The sequence below is a fragment of the Gluconobacter sp. genome, from assembly GCF_047722525.1.
In the GTDB taxonomy this organism is placed as follows: Bacteria; Pseudomonadota; Alphaproteobacteria; order Acetobacterales; family Acetobacteraceae; genus Gluconobacter.
Window position 1 is genome coordinate 136257 of sequence record NZ_JBDNYY010000001.1, and the last position, 20204, is coordinate 156460.

Genomic DNA, 20204 nt, shown 5'->3' on the forward strand with positions numbered 1-20204 from the left:
GGTAAAGTGCTCCCATTTCCCCGGCCGCGACAAGGCCCGAACACTCAGGATCGCGAATGCGTTGCCCTTTTTGCGGACATGATGATACCCAGGTCAAGGACAGCCGCTCCACGGAAGATGGCGTTGCGATCCGCCGTCGACGGGTCTGTTCAGCATGCACGCAGCGTTTCACCACGGTCGAACGGGTGCAGCTCCGCGAACTCTCCGTTACCAAGGCGGATGGCCGACGTGTTCCCTTCGACCGAGACAAGCTTGCCCGCTCCATCCGCGTCGCCCTGCGCAAACGCCCGGTTCCCGAAGAACGTCAGGAACGTCTGGTCAACGGACTGGTCCGACAGCTCGAAGCCTCCGGGGAACACGAGATTTCTTCCCACCGCATCGGCCAGTTGGCGATGGACGCATTGCGCGAAGTGGACGGTGTGGCCTATGTCCGCTTCACCAGCGTCTACCGCGACTTCCGCGAGGTCGAGGCGTTCTCGAAAATCCTTGCCGACATGAAACCCATTCCCGGGGAAACGGACACACCGTCCCCCGACGACTCCCAGGAGACACCATGACCGTCACCGACGCCCCCGCCGCCAACCCGACGCGCCGCAGCCGGACCGTTGCCCGCGTTGCTGCCGTTCAGGCTCTGTTCCAGTGCGAACAGTCCGGTGACACGGCGGAAACCGTCATCAGCCAGTTCATCCGGCACCGTCGCGTGAGTTCCACGGCTTCGTTCGAAGATGGCCATATTCCCGATGCCGACCTGAAGCTGTTTCAGGAAATCGTTCTTGGCGTCACCCGCCGTCAGGACGATATCGATGCGAAGCTGAGCGATGTCCTCCCAGAGCAGTGGCCTCTCCCGCGTCTGGACCCCGTCCTGCGGGCTCTGCTGCGCGCTGCCGTGTTCGAACTGATCGGTACCGATACGCCAGACCGGATCATCATCAACGAATATCTGGATGTTGCCCACGGCTTCTTCTCCGGCGATGAACCCAAGATGGTCAACGGCATCCTCGATACCCTCAGCCGCCGCGGCAACGACGGCAACGTCTGATCCGTGACGGGCGCGTCAGACGACAAAAAAGCCGGATCAGGCGAATTCGGCTTCATCGCCCGTCATTTCCGGCCCCTGGCCGGAGCGGAAAGCCTCGACCTGCGGGATGACTGCGCCTTGATGCGCTGCCCCGAAGGCGAGGAATTCGCCATCTCGACCGATACCATGGTCGAGAACATCCATTTCCTGCCCGATGACCCACCGGAAACGCTCGGGCGCAAGCTGCTGCGCTGCAATCTGTCGGATCTGGCCGCCATGGGGGCACGACCCCATGCTTACACGCTGAACGTCACGGTGCCGCGCGGTGGCCGACACGATGAAAACTGGTTTGTCGCATTCTCACGCGGGCTCGCCAAAGACCAGCAGCGCTACGGTATCCATCTGATCGGCGGCGATACCACATCCATTTCCGGACCGCTGGTCCTCTCCGCCACGGTATTCGGATTACTCCGGCAGAATACGGCTCTCCGCCGAAACAACGCCCGCCCCGGAGACGGGATCTGGGTCACGGGCACCATTGGAGATGCGGCGCTAGGGCTGCTTGTCCTGCAAGGCAAGCTGAAAGACCCATCAGGCTTTCTGGCGCGACGATATCATCTCCCCCAACCCAGAACGGGTCTTCAGCTTCATGGTATCGTCAGTGCGGCGATGGATATTTCAGACGGCCTGATTCAGGATTGCGGCCATATCGCCGAAGAATCTGGCGTTCAGCTTGTCATTGAAGCGGACGCCGTCCCGGCGTCGTATGCTGCGGCATCGTTAGGGCACGACTGGCTCATGCAGCGGCTTTGTGGTGGCGATGACTACGAACTGCTGCTCACATGTCCGCCAGAGCGTTCCGAAGCCCTTCAGGCTGCGTGTCAGACTGCGGATATCCCCGTTCATCGCGTTGGAACGGTTCGAACCGGGACGGGTGTCAGGCTTCTGAATGCAGACGGACGCGAAACTATCCCGCAACAGGGCGGCTGGCAGCATTTCTGACAGCTACCCCGTGAGGGCCGGGATTCACGCCGGATCGTCGATGGGACGTTCGTAGAGCCGGTAGCGCTTGTACGGCTCGGGCACGATGCTTTCGGCGAGATTACGCATGTTGGAATCGGAGGCCTGGATCCAGCCCAGTTCCACCCAGGAATAGGGCAGGGACTTCCGCCGGCGCATCAGTTCCGCAATCGCAAGCGAGGGCAGCAACGCACCCAGAACCGTCCCGCGAAGCCTCTGTGTCACACCAAGAAGGATCACGCGGGCCGAATGGAAGCGGTGCGTGGTCAGGCGGGCTGCCAGTTTAACCCAGCCCAGAGGCGAAGGAGCGCCGCCGAGATCGCCTGCGATATCATAAAGATTGGGCACAACCAGTGCCATGGCGACGGGTTCGCCATTCTGGTCGATCTGGACGTAGTGTTCAGGGCGAAGGACCGGACCAAGCTGCTTGATCATGGCCTTCATTTCATAGTCCTGCAGCGGTACGAAATTGAACTTGTCGCTCCAGGCATCATTATAGAGCTGACGCAGGATCTCTCCCTGCTGGGCAATCTGCTTCTTGGAGAGACGGCGGATCGCAATGGCACCAAGCCGTCCCTCACCAATCTTGAGATCGCCGGGAACCTTGAAACGCGACTCCGTCTGATCATCCAGATCGAGCTTGTAGCTGAGAAGATCCTCGACCGGTGTATAACCCGCCTCTTCAACCAGCCTGCCAAGCAGACGTGGATGCCAGGGCATGGCAACCATCAGCGGCTGATCCTGCCCCTCGATCATCAGGCCGGATTCGCCATTGCCGCTCAACGTGACAGGCCCGCGCATCGTCTGCATGCCCTGCAGGCTCAGCCAGTGCCGCGCGGTCTCCAGAAGGGCGCTGACAACGCTTCCTTCAGGAACGGCATCCAGCGCACCGAAACAGCCGATCTTCATACCCCAGTGCTCGATGGCACGATGGTCCACGATCGCGGCGATACGCCCTACAGCCGTTTTGCCACGCCAGGCCAGAAAATACCGGATGCTCGCATGGCGGAAAATCGGTGCTTTCTTCGGATTGAGCAGCTCATCCTGTTCCATGTCGAAAGCCGGGACAAAGCCCGCCATTCCGGCATAGATCCGACGCGGCAGCGTCATGAACAGCTTGAGGTCAGCCCGCGTGGTCACTGGCCGGACCACAAGATCATCATGCGGCGCAGGGATGTCAGTCCTGTCGGGCAGTGTCATAATGGCAGGTGTACCTCTGATCGAAAAAAACATCCCGTCCGGCGGGGTGATGTGCCAGTACGGCACGGGGTCGCATCTTGTTGCATGGGAGGGCTATACCCTTCCAGCCCCGATCCGACCACGAATAAAGCGGTTTTCCATGCCAGATGCTTCCGTTTCCCGTTCCCGCGCTTCATTTCACGTCCTTATTACCGGAGGATCCAGCGGCATAGGCGCCGCACTGGCCCTCCAGTATGCACGCCCGGGGACGCATCTGACGTTATGGGGACGTAATGCCGCCCGTCTTCACGATGTTGCCGCGCAGGTTGTCCGCAGAGGAGCCTCGGCAGAGATCCTGTCCCTCGATCTGTGTCAGACCGACGACGCCCTGGCAGCGCTTCGCAGAACGGATGATGCACATCAGATCGACATCCTGATCCTGGGAGCGGGACTGGGAGACATCCGTCCCGAAGGCGCGCTCACCGAAACAGCCGAACAGGTCCACAACATTTCCCTCGTCAACTTCACGACCCCTGTCACCCTTGCGACCGAAATGGCATCGCGCATGGCGGCCCGCAAAGGGGGGCGGATCGCACTTGTAGGCTCAGTGGCCGCATTTCACGACCTGCCGGTCGCCACGGCCTATAGTGGCTCAAAAGCCGGTCTGGCCCGGTTCAGCACGGCACTTCACGCCGCCATGACCCCACACCATGTTTCCGTGACCCTCATTTCTCCGGGCTATGTCGACACCCCCATGAGCCAGCGTCTTGAAGGAGCGAGGCCATTCCTCGTCTCATCCCAGCGCGCAGCACGCATGATCGCGCGCGCCATCGGGCAGGGAAGGGCGCATCTTCTCTTTCCGTGGCCTTTCGCCATTGCCCGGTTTCTTGAAATGATCGTGCCACGCGCCATCGTTCACCGACTGCTCAGAACAGCAGAGGTGCGGCAGCGTCCCGCACGCTGAAGCCACCACAGAGGCATCAGGAACTTGACGCGACGGAACCGGTAGGCAACTCCTGCGCATGGGAAAAAGCGCGGGCCACCAGCCAGCATTGCAGAGGATTTGAGGTGCCATGAGGGAAATCGTAGCCGTCGATATCGGTGGAACGCACGCAAGGTTTGCAATCGCGACCATCGAGGATGGCAAGGTCGTCACGCTGGGTGAGGCCACGACGCTGAAATGTGCGGAACATGGCAGTCTCGCTCTGGCGTGGGAAACATTCGGTCGATCCCTGAACCGCACCCTTCCGCGCGAAGCCGGGATTGCGGTGGCCTGTCCGGTGAGTGGTGAAATCCTCAAGCTGACCAACAATCCCTGGATCATCCAGCCCAGTCAGCTTGCTGCGCGCCTGCATCTCGACAATTTCGTACTCGTCAACGATTTCGGCGCTGTTGCTCACGCGGTGGCGCAGGTCGATTCGTCTCATATGAAGCATCTCTGCGGCCCGGACATCGACCTTCCGACCGAGGGGGCCATCACCATCGTCGGCCCCGGTACCGGGCTGGGAGCGGCCTGCCTGCTCCGTCGCAGCGACCGGTATTTCGTCATGGAAACCGAAGGCGGCCATCTGGACTACCCACCTCTGGACGAACTCGAAGACAAGATCCTCAGCGCCCTGCGCCTGCGTTTTCGGCGTGTTTCGGCAGAACGGATCGTATCGGGTCCGGGTCTGACCAACCTGTATGAAGTCATTGCTGAAATGCAGGGCTGGCCCATCACCCTGCGTGACAATCGCACATTGTGGAAAAACGCCCTCGACGGCTCCGACACCGTCGCCGCTGCCGCACTGGAACGCTTCTGCCTCAGTCTGGGCGCCATTTCCGGCGACCTGGCTCTGGCGCATGGTGCCCGGGGCGTTGTGATTGGCGGAGGTCTGGGACTGCGTCTTGCGGACAGCCTCGGCCAGTCCGGATTCGCTGAACGCTTCGTGGCGAAAGGCCGTTTCGAGGCGATGATGACCGAAATGCCGGTCAAGATCATCACCCACCCACAGCCCGGACTCTTCGGAGCTGCCGCGGCATACGCGGAAGCTCATCCGTAAAAACGGAAACAGGCCTGGATTTTCGGAGAAATCTCTGGAGGTCCGGGCGGGAATCGAACCCACATACGCGGATTTGCAGTCCGCTACATCACCATTCTGCCACCGGACCTCGATGGAGACAGGGGCTATATCCTCTCTGCGGCGCGATGGGTCAAGACCGATAATTGATCTTCGGAAGGATTTTTCTTCTTCCTCCCAACAGGCTATTAAGGACTGATTCACATAATGCTGTGATATGGTGCATACTTAAAGAGCAGGAAAACCCATGACTTCAGGATGCAATGGCGCGATGAAACTGACAGCCCCACTGGGGCTCGGTCTGCTGTCGCTTCTCCTGAGCGGAACTGCTCTTGCACAGAAATATGACGGCAGCGGTTCACCGAATTTCGTCCCACATACGCTTCAGGAAGCTCTCGCCACAGCGTATCAGACCAACCCGACGCTTCGTGAAGAACGGGCTCATCTGCGGGCAACCGACGAACAGGTTCCCACCGCTCTCGCCGGCTGGCGTCCCACCGTCCAGACCAGCCTGAACCTGACTTACTACGATGGCAGCACCAATTACGCTTCAAAAGGCGGCTATCTCGGCAGTTCCCGCCGCTATCAGACGCCTGGATACATGGGTAGCGTCGCCATCACCCAGCCGCTCTATCAGGGCGGCAAGACTGTCGCCAGCGTACATGCCGCAACCAATCAGGTCATGGCTGAACGTGCTCACCTGATCCAGACGGAGCAGGAGGTCTTCACCAATGTTGTCAACGCGTATGTCGGAATCATTGAAGACGAGCAGTTGCTGCAGATCGCCATCAACAACGAACACGTCCTGCAGCAGCAGGTTGAGGCGACACAGGAACGTTTCCACGTCGGTGAAATTACCCGGACTGATGTCGCGCAGGCACAGGCGGCTCTCGCCAGCGCCACGGCTGAACGCCAGCAGGCCGAAGGAACACTGCAGAGTGCCCAGGCGACCTATCTTCAGGTCATCGGGATTGCCGCACCCTCCAACCTTGAAGCGCCTCAACCTCTCAATCTTCCTGTGCATACTGAGCAGGAAGCCGTGTCCATCGCTGTTCAGAATAATCCTCAGGTCGTCAATGCGCTCTTTCTTGAAGCCCAGCGCAAGGACAATATTTCCGTCCAGATTTCACAGATTATGCCCAAGGTTTCTGCAAGCCTGAATTACCAGCATCAGGTCAACCAGGCGTACGGCGACTCACTTCAGGACAACAAATTCGGCGAAATCGAATTTTCTGTTCCCCTATATCAGGGTGGATCGGAATATGCGTCGATCCGCGGTGCGCGGCAGGATGCACAGGCCGCGCACCGCGAAGTCGATGTCCAGCGCAGAACAGCTCTTCAGAAAGCTGCATCAAGCTGGCAGCAGATGGTCTCCTTCAAACAGTCCATTTCCAGTGACCGTATGGCCATTTCGGCTAACGTGATCGCCTTGGACGGTGTGGAGCGGCAGGCCCTTGTTGGAACAAGCACAACGCTCGCAGTCCTTCAGCAGCAGCAGACCCTGTTGCAATCCCAGCGGACGCTCGTTCAGCATCTTTCAAATCTCGTGACCACTTCCTATGCGGTTGCGGCCGCGATCGGGCGTCTGACGGCTGTCGATCTCAAGCTGGGCGTCCCGCTTTATGACGAAAAAGCCTATTACAATGCGGTAAAGAACAAGCTCTGGGGCTTGAGCGACTATGCCATCAACCAGCCCGGTCGATAAATTTTTTCAGTAAATACGGAATATTCAAAATCCATGACTTCTTCTGATCCGGCCCAGCACGAACACCATAATGATGAAGCCGTAACAGATGTCCTGAGTTCAATCAGGCGCATTCTTCATGACGATCCTTCCCCTGCACAGCCTCCAGCAACCGAGGAGACATCAAGCGTGTCACCCCAGGAAGAAGAACTGACACTGGATAATTCCATGATGGTCGCACCTCCTGCGCCGTCTGCAGTCGCCGAAACAACGCCCCCTTCGGCAGCGCCGTCTTCTGTGACCTCTTCCGCGGGAAGTGAGCAGACCAGGGATGATCTCATGAATGCCCAGACAGTGGCAGCGGCGGAGCGCTCCCTGGATGAACTGCATGCAGCGTTCACCGGAACAACGCCACTTGCATCGGATACGGTCATCAGCCGCAGCAGCGGCCTTACGATTGAAGACATGGTTCGGGGCGAAGTCCGGAGCATGGTTCGCACCTGGTTGGATGCCCATCTGCCGTCACTGGTTGAAATTCTTGTCCGTGCGGAAATTGCCCGTCTGCGTCCACGAGAGTAAGAAGGGCGGTGGAAGCACATTCTTCCACCCGCTGTACTGACTGTCCTGGATAACCATGCTCGAAAAAAGCTTCGTCCCCGCCGACCATGAAAATGCCCTTTACAACGCGTGGGAGAAAAGCGGCGCTTTCCGGGCTCATCCGGAAAAGCCGGGTGAGCCTTTCTCGATCATGTTTCCTCCGCCGAACGTCACGGGAACTCTGCATCTCGGTCATTCCCTGAATTTCGTCCTTCAGGACATGCTGATCCGCTGGAAACGTCAGGAGGGGTTCAACGTCCTCTGGCAGCCCGGGACGGACCATGCCGGCATCGCAACGCAGATGGTTGTGGAACGTGCTCTCGACAAGGAAGGCACCAGCAGGACCGCTCTCGGACGCGAAGGTTTTCTCGAACGTGTCTGGGACTGGAAGAAGGAATATGGCGGCACCATCGTCCAGCAACTCCGCAAGCTCGGCGCTTCAGCGGACTGGGAGCGTGAACGCTTCACAATGGACGAAGGATTGTCCCGCGCCGTCCGCAAGGTTTTCGTCACTCTTTACAACGAAGGCCTGATTTACCGCGACCGGCGTCTGGTGAACTGGGATCCCAAGTTCCGTTCGGCCATTTCGGATCTGGAAGTGGAAAACCACGAGACCAAGGGGTCCATGTGGTACATCCGCTATCCGCTGGAAGACGGCCGGACTATCACGGTGGCCACAACACGCCCTGAAACCATGCTGGGCGATGTCGCCGTGGCCGTTCATCCCGAGGATGAGCGCTATGCCGACATGATCGGCAAAACCGTGATCCTGCCGCTCACGGGACGTCGCATTCCCGTTGTCGCCGATCTGCATTCCGATCCGGAAAAGGGAACAGGTGCGGTCAAGATCACGCCTGCCCATGATTTCAACGACTTTGAAGTTGGCAAGCGTCACGATCTTCCTGCTCCGACTGTTCTTGATGAAACAGCGTGTCTCTGGATTGACGAGATCCGCCCCGAACTGCGCGATGTGGAAGGGCTGGCCTCGGTCGCATTCGTCGAATCCATCAACGGACTGAGCCGCGAAGAGGGCCGCAACCAGGTTGTTGCTGAGCTTGAGCGTCTGGAATGGCTCGAGAAGATCGAGCCGCACAAGCTTCAGGTTCCCCACGCGGAACGCGGTGGTGCCATTGTCGAGCCGCGCCTGACCCTTCAGTGGTACTGCGACGCCAAGACCCTCTCGCGCCCTGCTGTGGAAGCGGTCGAAAGCGGAAAGATCGCTTTCGAGCCACGCCAGTGGGAAAACACGTTTCATGCCTGGATGCGCGACATCCAGCCCTGGTGCATCAGTCGGCAGCTCTGGTGGGGACACCGGATCCCGGCCTGGTACGGGGCGGACGGCAAGGTCTATGTCGCCGAAAATGAACAGGATGCTCAGGCGCAGGCGGGTGAAGGCGTGAGCCTCTCGCAGGATGAAGACGTTCTGGACACATGGTTCAGCTCAGCTCTGTGGCCTTTCACCACGCTGGGATGGCCCGACAAGACGGAAGAGCTCGCCCGCTACTACCCGACCAGCGTGCTGGTGACGGGCTTCGACATCATTTTCTTCTGGGTCGCCCGGATGATGATGATGGGGCTGCATTTCATGGACGATGTTCCGTTCCGAACTGTCCTGATTCATGGACTGGTCCGGGACGAAAAAGGGCAGAAGATGTCCAAGTCCAAGGGCAATGGTCTTGATCCGCTGGATCTTGTTGCAGAATTCGGTGCCGACGCGACGCGGCTGGCGATCTGTGCGGGCACGGGGCCGGGGCGGGATATCAAGCTTGGGCGCAAGCGCGTCGAGGAACACCGGGCGTTTGTGACCAAACTCTGGAACGCGGCACGTTTTCTGGAAATGAACGGCGCCACGCCGACAGAGGGCTTCGATCCGGGCAGCGTCAAAAGCGCGCTTGGACGGTGGATCCTGACGGAAGCAAACGATGCCATCGCGGAAGCGGGACGAGCACTTTCGGTCTATCGTTTCGATGAATATGCCAACTGCTGCTACCGTTTTGTCTGGAGCCGGTTCTGTGACTGGTTCGTGGAGTTCTCCAAACCCGTTTTTGCGGCAGACAATGAAGAAACCATCGAACTGCGGGCTGTCAGCGCGCATGTTCTGGGACTGATCCTGCGCCTGATGCAGCCGGTCATTCCGTTCGTGACGGCGACGTTGTGGAAGGAACTCGGTTACCCGGGTACATTCGAGGAGATCCGCTGGCCGGAGATCATGACCGTTTCCCAGGCCGATGAAGCCCGGGCGGAACTGGACTGGGTCATCCGGCTGATCGGGGATGTGCGGACGGTGCGTTCGGAAATGAACATTCCACCATCGCAGAAAGCGCCCCTTCTGCTGCGCGATGCCACTGCGGAAAATCTGGAGCGTGCAAAGACCTGGGCGGAAGCGATTGGCCGCATGGCCCGTGTTTCCGAAATCGGCGTTGTGGGAGATGAACTCCCGCGCAACGCGGCCCAGATCGTCCTCGACGAGGCGACAGTCTTCATTCCGCTTGAAGGACTGATTGACCTTGATGTGGAGCGGGCGCGCCTTGCCAAGGAAGCCTCCCGTATCGAAGGGGAGATCCTCAAGGTGACGCGCAAACTGGACAATGCGGACTTCGTTGCCCGCGCCAAGCCGGAAGTCGTGGAAGAAAACCGTGATCGTCTGGCAACGTTCCAGAGCGATCTGGCCCGGCTCAGGGCCGCTCTGGGGCGTCTTGCCTGAGTTGAAAAAGATTGTCCGTCTTGGCGGAGCCATCCTTGTTTTCGTAACGGGAGTGGCTCAGGCCAGGGGGATACCCGAAGGTCGCAGCCTTGAAAAAGCTGCTATCGTCGGTGAACAACTGGACGTTTCGGTCTTTCGACCTGCGGCCTGTCAGATCCGTGCGATCCTGATTGTGCTCGCCGGGAAGGACCGGAACAGTGCCTCTTACCGCGACGATGCCATTCCGCTCGCCCGGCATGAATGTGCTCTGGTGTTCGCACCTGATTTTCCCCTGTCGCGTTTCCCCGTCCAGCAGTATCAGCGCGGCGGTTTTCCCGCCTCGCAGCAGACAACGCCTGCCGCTGCCTATATGAGGCCGCTGGAGCAGTGGGCCCGCATCGTGTCCGATGAGCCGCGCGTGCCGATCATTCTGGTGGGGCACTCGGCCGGAGCGCAGTATCTGGAACGGGTCGCGGCCTATGCTCCGGGGGAGGAGATCATGACGGTCATCATGAATCCCTCGACGTATGTGGAGCCGGAAACGGACACTGCTGTCCCCTATGGGTTCCGCAACTGGCCCGAGCCGGCCAGTCTTCCGGATCTCAGGCGTTATCTTTCAAGCAAAATCGCGGTCATTCTGGGGGCGGACGATACTGAAACGTCGTCAGCCACCTACCATAGTCCCGCAGCCGCGGAACAGGGCCGCAATCGTCTTGAACGGGGCCAATGGGCCTATGCGCAGGCCCGGGAACAGGCTGACAAGCTCGATGTTCCCTTCGGCTGGACGATTACGCTCGTCCCGGCGACCGGGCATAATGCCTCAAAAATGCTGGCGTCCGCCGAATTGCAGGACGCCGTTGAGGCTGCAATCAGGTCCGCGTCTTCACGATGATCTGCGAGAGATCACGGACGGCGCCGTGTGCCGCACTCGTGGTCATCGCGGCATAGGCCTGAAGCGCTCGGGATACGACGCGCTCACGGTTCGGCTTCCAGGCGCTTTCACCGCGCGCGTTCATGCGCTCACGCCGATCGGCGATGTCTGCGTCCGACACTGCGAGGTGCAGGCTGCGGTTCGGGATGTCGATCTCGATGCGATCACCTTCCTCGACCAGACCGATCAGGCCGCCTTCGGCGGCTTCAGGGGACATGTGACCGATGGACAGGCCCGAACTTCCGCCTGAAAAACGGCCATCCGTGATCAGCGCGCAGACTTTGCCAAGACCCTTCGATTTCAGATAGCTCGTCGGGTAAAGCATTTCCTGCATGCCCGGGCCGCCCTTGGGGCCTTCATAGCGGATGACCACGACGTCTCCGGCCACGATGCGGTTGCCGAGAATGGCCGCCACGGCGTCGTCCTGGCTTTCGAACACCCGCGCCGTTCCCGTGAAGGTCAGGATGCTGGCTTCGACGCCGGCCGTTTTGACGATGGCTCCGTCTTCGGCGAGGTTGCCGTACAGCACGGCCAGACCGCCATCCTGCGAGAAGGCATGGGCCTTGTCACGCAGGACGCCGGCTTCGCGGTCCTGATCCAGTTCATGATAGCGGCTGGACTGGGAGAAGGCATGGACGGTCCGGACATTGCCGGGAGCGGCCTTGAACAGATGGGCGGCTTCCTCGTCGCCGTTCAGGATGTCCCATTTCTTCAGTGCATCACCGAGTGTGGGCGCATGAACGGTCGGAACATCCGTGTGGATCAGGCCCGCGCGGTTCAGCTCACCCAGAATGGCGGGGATGCCACCTGCGCGATGGACGTCTTCCATGTGCACGTCGTTCTTGGCGGGTGCGACCTTGCACAGATTGGGCACACGGCGGGACAGGCGGTCGATGTCGTGCATATGGAAATCGATCTCGCCCTCACGGGCGGCCGCCAGAAGATGCAGGACCGTGTTGGTGGAACCACCCATGGCGATGTCGAGCGTCATGGCGTTCTCGAAGGCCGCGCGTGTTGCGATGCTGCGGGGCAGGACGGATGCGTCATCCTGTTCGTACCAGCGGCGTGCCAGTTCCACGACCAGACGGCCGGCGCTCAGGAAGAGTTCACGGCGGTCGCTGTGTGTGGCGAGCAGCGAGCCGTTTCCAGGCAGGGAGAGGCCCAGGGCCTCGGTCAGGCAGTTCATGGAATTGGCGGTGAACATGCCCGAGCAGGAGCCGCAGGTCGGGCAGGCGGAGCGTTCGATCTGTTCGGACTCGCTGTCCGAAACTCCCGGATCGGCGGCTGCCACCATCGAATCAACGAGGTCCAGCTTGCGTGTCACACCCGGGCCATTGATCTTGCCGGCTTCCATCGGGCCGCCCGAGACGAACACAACGGGGATGTTCAGGCGCATCGACGCCATCAGCATGCCCGGCGTGATCTTGTCGCAGTTGCTGATGCAGACGATGGCATCGGCGCAATGCGCGTTGACCATGTACTCCACGGAATCCGCGATCAGTTCACGCGAGGGCAGGGAATAGAGCATTCCCCCATGGCCCATCGCGATGCCGTCATCCACCGCAATCGTGTTGAATTCCTTGGCGATCCCGCCCACTTCCTCGATCGCGGACGCCACCAGACTGCCCATGTCCTTCAGATGGACGTGACCGGGGACGAACTGCGTGAAGGAATTGGCAATGGCGATGATGGGCTTGCCGAAATCGCCGTCTTTCATGCCCGTCGCCCGCCAGAGCGCACGTGCGCCAGCCATGTTGCGGCCATGTGTGGTGGTGCGGGAACGATAGGCGGGCATGGAAGATACTTTCATGACAGGAGAAGGCCCTGATCCATAGCGAATCAGGCGCGGAGAAGCCAGTGCGGGAAAGATGTGAAAACCCGGCGCCGCTCCCCTTGCCCGAAAGACTCCGTCCGGTCCAAACTTGCAACAAAGATCAGGAGCCTTTCGTGAGACGTCATTTTCTGAGCCTCGGCACCGCTCTGGCCGTGACCTGCCTGTGTGCAGCCCGGGCCGCCGAACCCGCAGCCTCCACCCCTTCGGTCACACCTGACATGATCCAGACGGGCAGCGACATTCCCGCCCATGTCAGCATGCCAACGGATCAGCGCGACTACATCAAGCGTGACGTGATGATCCCCATGCGCGACGGGATCAAGCTGCACACGGTCATCGTGATCCCCAAAGGTGCGAAAAACGCGCCGATCCTGCTGACGCGTACGCCTTATCACGCCAGCGAACGCGTCAATCGTATTCCCGATGCCCCGACCATGCGTGCCATCCTGCCGCAGGGTGACGGCGTGTTCGTGGAGGAAGGTTATATCCGCGTCTTTCAGGACGTGCGCGGCAAGTATGGCTCACAGGGCGACTATGTCATGACGCGGCCGCCGATCGGGCCGCTGAACCCGACCAAAACGGACGACACGACCGATGCCTGGGATACGATCGACTGGCTGGTGAAGAACCTGCCCGAAAGCAACGGTCGTGTCGGCATGACGGGATCGTCCTATGAGGGCTGGACCGTCGTCATGGCACTGCTTGATCCGCATCCGGCCCTGAAGGTCGCGGCTCCGGAAAGCCCGATGGTCGATGGCTGGATGGGCGATGACTGGTTCCATTACGGTGCGTTCCGTCAGCCGGGTCTGGACTACTTCACGGCCCAGATGACGGAAGCGGGGTCCGGTCCATCCATTCCCCGCCCGGATGCGGACGACTACACGACGTTCCTCGCGGATGTCTCCACGGGCAATTTCGCAACAAAAGCCGGGCTGGATCAGTTCCCCTGGTGGCGCCGCATGAAGGCTCATCCGGCCTATGATGCCTTCTGGCAGGAGCAGGCACTCGACCAGCTGATCGTGAAGAAGCCACTCAAGGTTCCGACCATCTGGGAGCAGGGGCTGTGGGATCAGGAAGACATGTGGGGCGCGATCCATTCGTGGATGAACCTCAAGGCACATCACACGCAGGTTCCGAACATCCTCGTCATGGGGCCATGGCGTCATAGCGGCGTGAACTACGATGGCTCCACGCTTGGTCCGCTGCATTTCAATGGCGATACGGCACTGTGGTATCGCGCCAATGTCATGCGTCCGTTCTTCGATCACTATCTGATGAACGCGCCCGATCCGCATCTGGATGAAGCCATCATCTACAATACGGGCGAGAACCACTGGGATCATTTCCGTAACTGGCTGAGCGACTGCGGGACGACCTGCATGCAGAAGGGCGAGCGGCTGTATCTCCAGCCGGGTCATGGCCTGGCTTTCAAACGCACGCTGCCCGGCACGGACAGCTATGTCTCCGATCCGGCCCATCCGGTGCCCTTTGTCGAACGTCCTTACACGATGGGCGAGGATCCGCGCTGGAAAGCCTGGCTTGTCACCGACCAGCGCTTTGCCGAAAGCCGCCCGGATGTCCTGACCTACGAGACGCCCGTGCTTGATGCTCCGGTTACGGTGTCGGGCGTGCCGACGGCCGATATTTTCGCCAGCACCACGGGAACGGATGCGGATTTTGTGGTGAAGATCATTGACGTCCAGCCGGGTCTGACGCCCGATAATCCGCAGATGGGCGGGTACGAACTGCCGATGTCGATGGATATTTTCCGGGGCCGCTACCGGCAGAACTTTACCCATCCGTCCGCCATTCCGGCAGGGCAGGTGCAGGAATACCGCTTCACGCTTCCGGCGATGAACCATGTGTTCCAGAAGGGGCACCGGATTATGGTGCAGATCCAGTCGAGCTGGTTCCCGCTCTATGACCGCAACCCGCAGACCTTCGTACCGAACATCTTCGACGCCAGGGCCTCGGACTATCATGTCGCGACCCAGACCATCCATCGCGGTGGCGATCATGCCAGCGCCATCTGGCTGCCGACGGTGACGCCGGCGCCGTAATTGCAGCCCATAACTCGTCAAACTGAGGCAGCCTTCCCATATGGGAAGGCTGTCTTTTAACGGAGCATCATCATGACGACCCAGTCCCCCAATCTGTCGTCCATTCTCCTTGGCGGCGGCTGCTTCTGGTGCGTGGAAGCCGTCTTTACCGGTCTGCGCGGTATTATTTCGGCCGAGCCAGGCTATGCCGGCGGCTCCGTCGATCATCCCAGCTATGAAGAGGTCTGCACTGGCCGGACGGGTCATGCCGAAGTTGTGAAAGTCGTGTTCGACCCGGCCGAAATCGGACTGGAGGACGTCCTGCGGGTTTTCTTCACGACCCATGACCCGACCCAGCTCAACCGTCAGGGCAACGATGTCGGCACGCAATACCGCTCTGTCATTTTTGCCGATGCCACACAGCAGGAAACGGCACGGAAGGTCCGCGATGAAATCGCAGCGGAAGGGATCTGGGCCGATCCGATCGTCACGCGGATCGAGGGACCGGTCCATTTCTGGCCGGCTGAAGAGAAGCACCACGACTATTTCGCCCGCAATCCGCAGACCGCCTACTGTGCGGCCGTCGTAGCCCCCAAGGTCGCCAAGGCCCGCAAGCTCTATCGGGACCGGCTTAAACAGCCCGACTGAGACGAAAAGGGGAAGCTTTGTTCCGGGGCTTTTTTCAGCTATCGTGACAAATTATGACAAAAGCCCCTTCATTGCCGCCACTCCGGACACGTCAGGACCGCTATGACGCCGGTGTCGCGCTGCGCAGGACCGTCAGGCGCAGCAGCCATGCCCTGTGGATGCCGCCAGCCGAACGCCCCGATCCGGTCGGCATCCTGCTGGAGCAGGGCCAGAGCCGGATCGCGGATCTGCTGCCCATCCGTCATCAGCGCATGAAAGCCTCGCCTCTGGCTTTCCTGCGGGGGGCTGCGGCTGTCATGGCTTCGGATCTGTCTTTCACGCCGCAGACGGGCCTTCGCGTCCAGTCCTGCGGGGACTGCCATCTGGCCAATTTCGGGTGCTATCCGTCGCCCGAAGGTCTTCCGGTCTTTGATATCAATGATTTCGACGAGACGGCCCCGGCGACCTTTGAATGGGATCTCAAGCGTCTGGCGACCAGTCTTGTTCTGGCCGGACGCGAGGCGTCTCTGGGCAGAAAGGCGTGTCATCGCCTGGCAGCTTCGGCCGTGCATCGTTACGTCGCGGAGATTTCCAGACTGTCAGAACTTCCACCGCTTGAAGCCTGGAACGAGCGGATTGATCTGCGTGCGGTCATTGATGGCATCGAGGATGACAGAACCCGCACGGGCATGATGGAGAAAATCCAGTCCAATCTGCGGGCCATTTCGGGTCATTTCGGCATGATTGATCCGAAATCGGCAGGGCGGCTGAAGGAGCATCCGCCGTTCGTCACGCGCCTGCCGCAGCACAATGACATCGTCCGCGCAGCCTTTGCGCGTTATGTCAGCGATCTGCCGCCCGAACGCAGGATCGTTCTGGAGCGCTATGCACTGCAGGACGTGCTGTTCAAGGTCGTGGGCGTCGGGAGTGTGGGGACGTTCTGTGCGATCGGACTGTTCACCACAGCCGATAACGAGCCCCTGATCCTCCAGATCAAGGAAGCCCAGAGCTCGGTTCTGGAGCCCTTTCAGGGAAAGGTGGAGATGCCCAATCATGGCGAGCGGGTCGTGACCGGGCAGCGCATCATGCAGGCCAGTTCGGATACGTTTCTGGGCTGGACCCATACCACCGGCAAACGCACCTCCGCCCAGACGGGCCGCAAGGCTGGCGGAGGCCGGGACTTCTACGTCCGGCAGACCAAGGATGCCCGTCTTGCCATGATCGGCGAGAAAATCGAGGATGATCTGCTGCCGGAATATGCCGCGTTATGTGGCCGGACGCTGGGGCGTTCGCATGGCCGTTCCGCTGATCTGCCTCTGCTGGCGGGCTATCTGGGGAAAGGGCATTCCTTTGGCCGCGCCATTGCCGATTTTGCCGTCCTCTATGCAGATCAGACCGAAAAGGACTGGAAAGCCTTTACAAAGGCCATCGCGGACAAGCGGGTCTGCTGTGCCTGACAGCGCGTCTTATTCCTCGTTTTCCAGATGGAAGCGGTCGGATTCCTCGTCATAGTCGAACAGTTCGGCGTATCGGGCCCAGCCAATGGCCGTTGTGAGGGTCTGGCGCGCATAGTCGGGCGACATGCTTTCTTCCATGGCCTTGCGGAAGCGGGCGGCGTCCACGACATGGCTCGAACGCTCGTCCAGTGTGCCGCGGATGGAGCGAAGCAGAGGCAGGTGATGCAGCAGGGCCGTCCGCATCAGGTCCTTGCGGGTGTCGGCATCGCCCTCGACGAACGCCTTGCCATCGGGTGTGAGGAGAATGTCGCCATCTTCCAGTTCGGCCAGATCCAGAAGCTGAAGCGATTCACCCAGCGGCAGAAGGTCATCCAGCGTCATCTGAAGTCTCTGCGCCAGTTCGGGCAGGTCGGCCCGACCCGAGAGCGGCTCGCTTCCCAGAACCTCCATGAGCCCGACCAGAACCTCGACGGCGAGATCAGGCAGGACGATGGAAAATGGCGGAAGGGCCATGCCTGAAGCCGACGAGGGCTGAACCGGTTCCGCCTCGGACACGATCGGCGCGCGGCGTGTCATGAGCGTGTAGATCTGGTCCACGAAGCGGCGGAAATCCTCGTCCTCGCGGTTGCGTGGATGGGGGAAAGGCACCGCGATCTCGTGGGTTACGCGGCCGGGGCTGGAGGAGAAGATGAGGATGCGGTCGCACATCAGGACCGCTTCCTCGATCCCGTGCGTGGCCAGCAGCATGGCCTTCAGCGGGAGGCGCTTTTCGTCCCACAGTTCGATCAGATCCGTCCGCAGGTTCTCCGCACTCAGGACATCCAGAGCCGAGAACGGTTCATCCAGCAGAAGCAGGGACGGCTGGAGCGCAAGAGCGCGGGCGAAGGAGACACGCTGGCTGAGGGCGTCTGACAGTTCTTTCGGATAGGCGTTTTCGTAGCCCTCAAGGCCCATGACCTCAAGGGCGGCATCGGTCATGGCCTCGCGTTCAGCGCGGGGCAGGCGGCGCATTTCCAGGCCCAGAGCCACGTTCTGGCGCAGGGTCAGCCAGGGGAAGAGTGCTCCGGACTGGAAGACCGTCGCAACGCCATCCAGAGGACCGGTCACGGGGGCACCCTGCCAGAAGACCTGTCCCGACATTGGCGGGGTCAGTCCGGCCATGATCCGCAGCAGGGAGGATTTCCCGGACCCGGAACGCCCGAGAAGACCGAGGATTTCTCCCGTTCGTACATCGAAGCTGACGTGATCGAGCACGACCAGATCCGTGCTGCTCTCCTTGAGATAGGTCTGGCGACATTCGCGAAGGGACAGGAGGGATTTCATGGGTCTGTGGTTTTCAGCCTGAGGTTCAGATCGTGTATTTCTGGGCCGCGTTCACGGCGAGAGGCTGGAGAACCAGACGGTCCAGCAGCATGGAAAGCAGCGTCAGCAGCATCAGCGAAAGGATCTGCGCGCCCACAGCGCCGCTCAGGGCCTCGGAGAGCAGGCGGGCACCCAGTCCACTATCGGCTGGCACAAAGGCTTCCGCCACCATCACGGCATTCCAGACGGGCACAACGGCCGTCAGAAGGCCGCCACAAAGCTCGGGGGCGATGGCGGGCAGCAGAAGCCGGCGCCATAGCAGGACGCCACGAAGCCGAAGGCCTGCCGCAACCTGTCTCAGGCCCGAAGGAATGGCTTTGGCCGCGTCCAGAACGACGATCCCGACCAGCCAGTGCGCGCCGAGGAACAGCAGCACGATGGCGGAATCCAGCCCGAGTTCCCGACACAGCGGATAGAGCAGCACGGCAGGAAACAGCCCGCAGGCCGCCACTGTCGCCCGGCACAGGTTCCGGAGGGAGGATCGGCTTTCGCTGAGGAGAAGACCCAGCGGAACCCAGACCAGCACGCACAGGACCAGCGTTCCGCAGACATGGAAAAGTGTCAGGACACTTTCGGCAAGATCCGAAGGAAGAAGTCGAAGAAGCCCGGCATGATAGATCGCATAGACAAGCAGGCCCAGCGACACGACAGGCAGGACAGCCTCCGGAATCTGTCGGGCTACCACATTCTGTTCGGAAAGAATGAGACGCGGACGGCCGATCCGCCAGTTCCCGATCCATGTCAGCGCGTGCCCCACGGCCCCGCTGATCCAGAGCATGGGTTTCGTCCGCCGCCAGACTGTCAGAAGCCATGACTGCGGGCGCGGACGCTCGTCGAAGGGGCCTTCGGGACGATAGCGCTGCGCCCAGCCCGTCATCGGCCGCATGACAGCCTGATCGATCAGGAGGATCAGCAGGAGAATAAGGAGGGAGACCTCGATGATCCGGGCCGGGTGATGCTCCAGCGTGGCCCGCAGGACCTCCGCACCACATCCCCCCGTTCTCTGATGGCTCATCAGCATCATCAGGCCTTCGGCGGACAGCAGCCGGACCCAGAAAGCCGGCATGGCCTGCATGGCCCGGAACGTCGTCAGCGGGACGGCGACAGGGATCTGCAGGCGCCAGAAACGCTGCCACCCCGTCATGCGCAGGCCGGTCGCCACCTCGTCGAGGGCAGCGGGGAGCGTATCTTCCGCGTCCAGAACGGCTGTCACGATGCGCCAGATCATGCTGGACGCGGCAACCAGCATGATCGTCAGGGCGGCCGGAAACATGACGGCCAGTATGCCGATCAGTCCAAGGCCGGGCACGGCACGCGCAACCGACAGGGCGGGGACCAGAAAAGCCCTGAAACGCGGCCACTGACAGGCCGCGCCGGACAGAAGGAGCGAGGCGGCCACGACAATCGCCAGTGACAGTGCAACATGCAGGAATGTCTGCGCCGCCACGTCCCACAGCGGAGCGTCGATGCCCGGATGGACGGCGGCCAGAACAGGCGCGACCGGACCGCGACGGACGACGAGGAGGGCAAAAGCAGTTACGCAGAACAGGATCGAAAGCTCGACGCCGCTCATGCGCTGGCGCCAGCGATGCATGATCCGCATGGGCATGGCCATCGGGCTGCCCGTCATGATGACTGCTGTCCTCGTTCCTGATGAAAACCAGAGGTTAGAAAGAGACGTCTGGAAGGCTCAAGTGTTTTCTGCATGTCCGA

At 60.7% G+C, this 20204-nt stretch carries 16 protein-coding genes and 1 tRNA gene; 12 read left to right on the top strand and 5 right to left on the bottom strand.

Annotated features, from left to right (window positions below):
• Positions 1 to 56 precede the first annotated feature (56 nt).
• The 3 genes from nrdR to thiL are packed head-to-tail and all read left to right on the top strand — an operon-like array spanning position 57 to position 2020.
• Positions 57 to 557, top strand: a complete 501-nt coding sequence (gene nrdR / locus ABF859_RS00690) for a transcriptional regulator NrdR (protein ID WP_011253914.1) — start codon at positions 57 to 59, stop codon at positions 555 to 557.
• Positions 554 to 1039, top strand: a complete 486-nt coding sequence (gene nusB / locus ABF859_RS00695; RefSeq protein ID WP_415525182.1) for a transcription antitermination factor NusB — start codon at positions 554 to 556, stop codon at positions 1037 to 1039. The genes nrdR and nusB overlap by 4 nt, the downstream gene beginning before the upstream one ends.
• Positions 1040 to 1042: 3 nt before the next feature.
• Entirely contained in the window at positions 1043 to 2020 is a 978-nt protein-coding gene (gene thiL, locus ABF859_RS00700) for a thiamine-phosphate kinase (RefSeq protein WP_415525184.1), read from the top strand.
• 24 nt (positions 2021 to 2044) lie between these two features.
• On the opposite strand, the gene ABF859_RS00705 is transcribed toward thiL, so the two are convergent.
• Positions 2045 to 3238 (bottom strand): hypothetical protein, encoded by a 1194-nt coding sequence (locus ABF859_RS00705; RefSeq protein ID WP_415525186.1) that lies wholly within the window; start codon positions 3236 to 3238, stop codon positions 2045 to 2047.
• A 139-nt stretch (positions 3239 to 3377) separates the two neighbouring features.
• On the opposite strand from ABF859_RS00705, the gene ABF859_RS00710 reads away from it, so the two are divergent.
• Entirely contained in the window at positions 3378 to 4181 is an 804-nt protein-coding gene (locus ABF859_RS00710; RefSeq protein WP_415525188.1) for an SDR family NAD(P)-dependent oxidoreductase, read from the top strand.
• A 109-nt stretch (positions 4182 to 4290) separates the two neighbouring features.
• On the top strand, positions 4291 to 5259 hold the full coding sequence (glk, locus tag ABF859_RS00715; protein ID WP_415525190.1) for a glucokinase: 969 nt from the start codon (positions 4291 to 4293) through the stop codon (positions 5257 to 5259).
• A gap of 35 nt (positions 5260 to 5294) precedes the next feature.
• On the opposite strand, the gene ABF859_RS00720 is transcribed toward glk, so the two are convergent.
• Positions 5295 to 5368 (bottom strand) — tRNA-Cys (locus tag ABF859_RS00720).
• A 180-nt stretch (positions 5369 to 5548) separates the two neighbouring features.
• Here ABF859_RS00720 and ABF859_RS00725 point away from each other — a divergent pair.
• The 4 genes from ABF859_RS00725 (at position 5549) to ABF859_RS00740 (ending at position 11133) form a co-directional block, all read left to right on the top strand.
• The gene (locus ABF859_RS00725) at positions 5549 to 6982 is read left to right on the top strand and encodes a TolC family outer membrane protein (protein ID WP_415525645.1); all 1434 of its coding nucleotides are present in this window, start codon (positions 5549 to 5551) and stop codon (positions 6980 to 6982) included.
• A 168-nt stretch (positions 6983 to 7150) separates the two neighbouring features.
• On the top strand, positions 7151 to 7540 hold the full coding sequence (locus tag ABF859_RS00730) for a DUF2497 domain-containing protein (protein WP_415525192.1): 390 nt from the start codon (positions 7151 to 7153) through the stop codon (positions 7538 to 7540).
• A 55-nt stretch (positions 7541 to 7595) separates the two neighbouring features.
• The gene (locus ABF859_RS00735; RefSeq protein ID WP_415525194.1) at positions 7596 to 10262 is read left to right on the top strand and encodes a valine--tRNA ligase; all 2667 of its coding nucleotides are present in this window, start codon (positions 7596 to 7598) and stop codon (positions 10260 to 10262) included.
• A gap of 1 nt (position 10263) precedes the next feature.
• Positions 10264 to 11133 carry an alpha/beta fold hydrolase gene (locus ABF859_RS00740; protein WP_415525196.1) on the top strand — a complete coding sequence of 290 codons (870 nt, stop codon included), beginning with the start codon at positions 10264 to 10266 and terminating at the stop codon, positions 11131 to 11133.
• Here ABF859_RS00740 and ilvD read toward each other — a convergent pair.
• Entirely contained in the window at positions 11111 to 12967 is a 1857-nt protein-coding gene (ilvD, locus tag ABF859_RS00745; RefSeq protein ID WP_415525647.1) for a dihydroxy-acid dehydratase, read from the bottom strand. The genes ABF859_RS00740 and ilvD overlap by 23 nt on opposite strands.
• 152 nt (positions 12968 to 13119) lie before the next feature.
• Between ilvD and ABF859_RS00750 the strand changes: the two genes are divergently transcribed.
• From ABF859_RS00750 to ABF859_RS00760, 3 genes are all read left to right on the top strand, one after another.
• Complete coding sequence (locus ABF859_RS00750; protein ID WP_415525198.1) at positions 13120 to 15066, top strand: CocE/NonD family hydrolase; 1947 nt, start codon at positions 13120 to 13122, stop codon at positions 15064 to 15066.
• A gap of 72 nt (positions 15067 to 15138) precedes the next feature.
• A complete protein-coding gene (gene msrA / locus ABF859_RS00755) occupies positions 15139 to 15693 on the top strand; it encodes a peptide-methionine (S)-S-oxide reductase MsrA (protein WP_415525200.1) in 555 nt (184 codons plus the stop codon).
• Positions 15694 to 15746: 53 nt separating this feature from the next.
• Positions 15747 to 17129, top strand: coding sequence for a DUF2252 domain-containing protein (locus ABF859_RS00760; protein WP_415525202.1), 1383 nt, complete (start codon positions 15747 to 15749; stop codon positions 17127 to 17129).
• A gap of 9 nt (positions 17130 to 17138) precedes the next feature.
• Here ABF859_RS00760 and ABF859_RS00765 read toward each other — a convergent pair whose 3' ends face one another.
• Positions 17139 to 18452 (bottom strand): AAA-associated domain-containing protein, encoded by a 1314-nt coding sequence (locus ABF859_RS00765; protein ID WP_415525204.1) that lies wholly within the window; start codon positions 18450 to 18452, stop codon positions 17139 to 17141.
• Positions 18453 to 18477: 25 nt separating this feature from the next.
• Positions 18478 to 20121: a transporter gene (locus ABF859_RS00770; protein ID WP_415525206.1), complete on the bottom strand. Its 1644-nt coding sequence runs from the start codon at positions 20119 to 20121 to the stop codon at positions 18478 to 18480.
• Between the last annotated feature and the right edge of the window lie 83 nt (positions 20122 to 20204).

Coding starts and splice junctions, on each gene's coding strand:
- nrdR (WP_011253914.1), top strand. CDS start 57: ATGCGTTGCCCTTTTTGCGGACATGATGATACCCAGGTCAAGGACAGC.
- nusB (WP_415525182.1), top strand. CDS start 554: ATGACCGTCACCGACGCCCCCGCCGCCAACCCGACGCGCCGCAGCCGG.
- ABF859_RS00705 (WP_415525186.1), bottom strand. CDS start 3,238: ATGACACTGCCCGACAGGACTGACATCCCTGCGCCGCATGATGATCTT.
- ABF859_RS00710 (WP_415525188.1), top strand. CDS start 3,378: ATGCCAGATGCTTCCGTTTCCCGTTCCCGCGCTTCATTTCACGTCCTT.
- glk (WP_415525190.1), top strand. CDS start 4,291: ATGAGGGAAATCGTAGCCGTCGATATCGGTGGAACGCACGCAAGGTTT.
- ABF859_RS00725 (WP_415525645.1), top strand. CDS start 5,549: ATGAAACTGACAGCCCCACTGGGGCTCGGTCTGCTGTCGCTTCTCCTG.
- ABF859_RS00735 (WP_415525194.1), top strand. CDS start 7,596: ATGCTCGAAAAAAGCTTCGTCCCCGCCGACCATGAAAATGCCCTTTAC.
- ilvD (WP_415525647.1), bottom strand. CDS start 12,967: ATGCCCGCCTATCGTTCCCGCACCACCACACATGGCCGCAACATGGCT.
- msrA (WP_415525200.1), top strand. CDS start 15,139: ATGACGACCCAGTCCCCCAATCTGTCGTCCATTCTCCTTGGCGGCGGC.
- ABF859_RS00760 (WP_415525202.1), top strand. CDS start 15,747: ATGACAAAAGCCCCTTCATTGCCGCCACTCCGGACACGTCAGGACCGC.
- ABF859_RS00765 (WP_415525204.1), bottom strand. CDS start 18,452: ATGAAATCCCTCCTGTCCCTTCGCGAATGTCGCCAGACCTATCTCAAG.
- ABF859_RS00770 (WP_415525206.1), bottom strand. CDS start 20,121: ATGACGGGCAGCCCGATGGCCATGCCCATGCGGATCATGCATCGCTGG.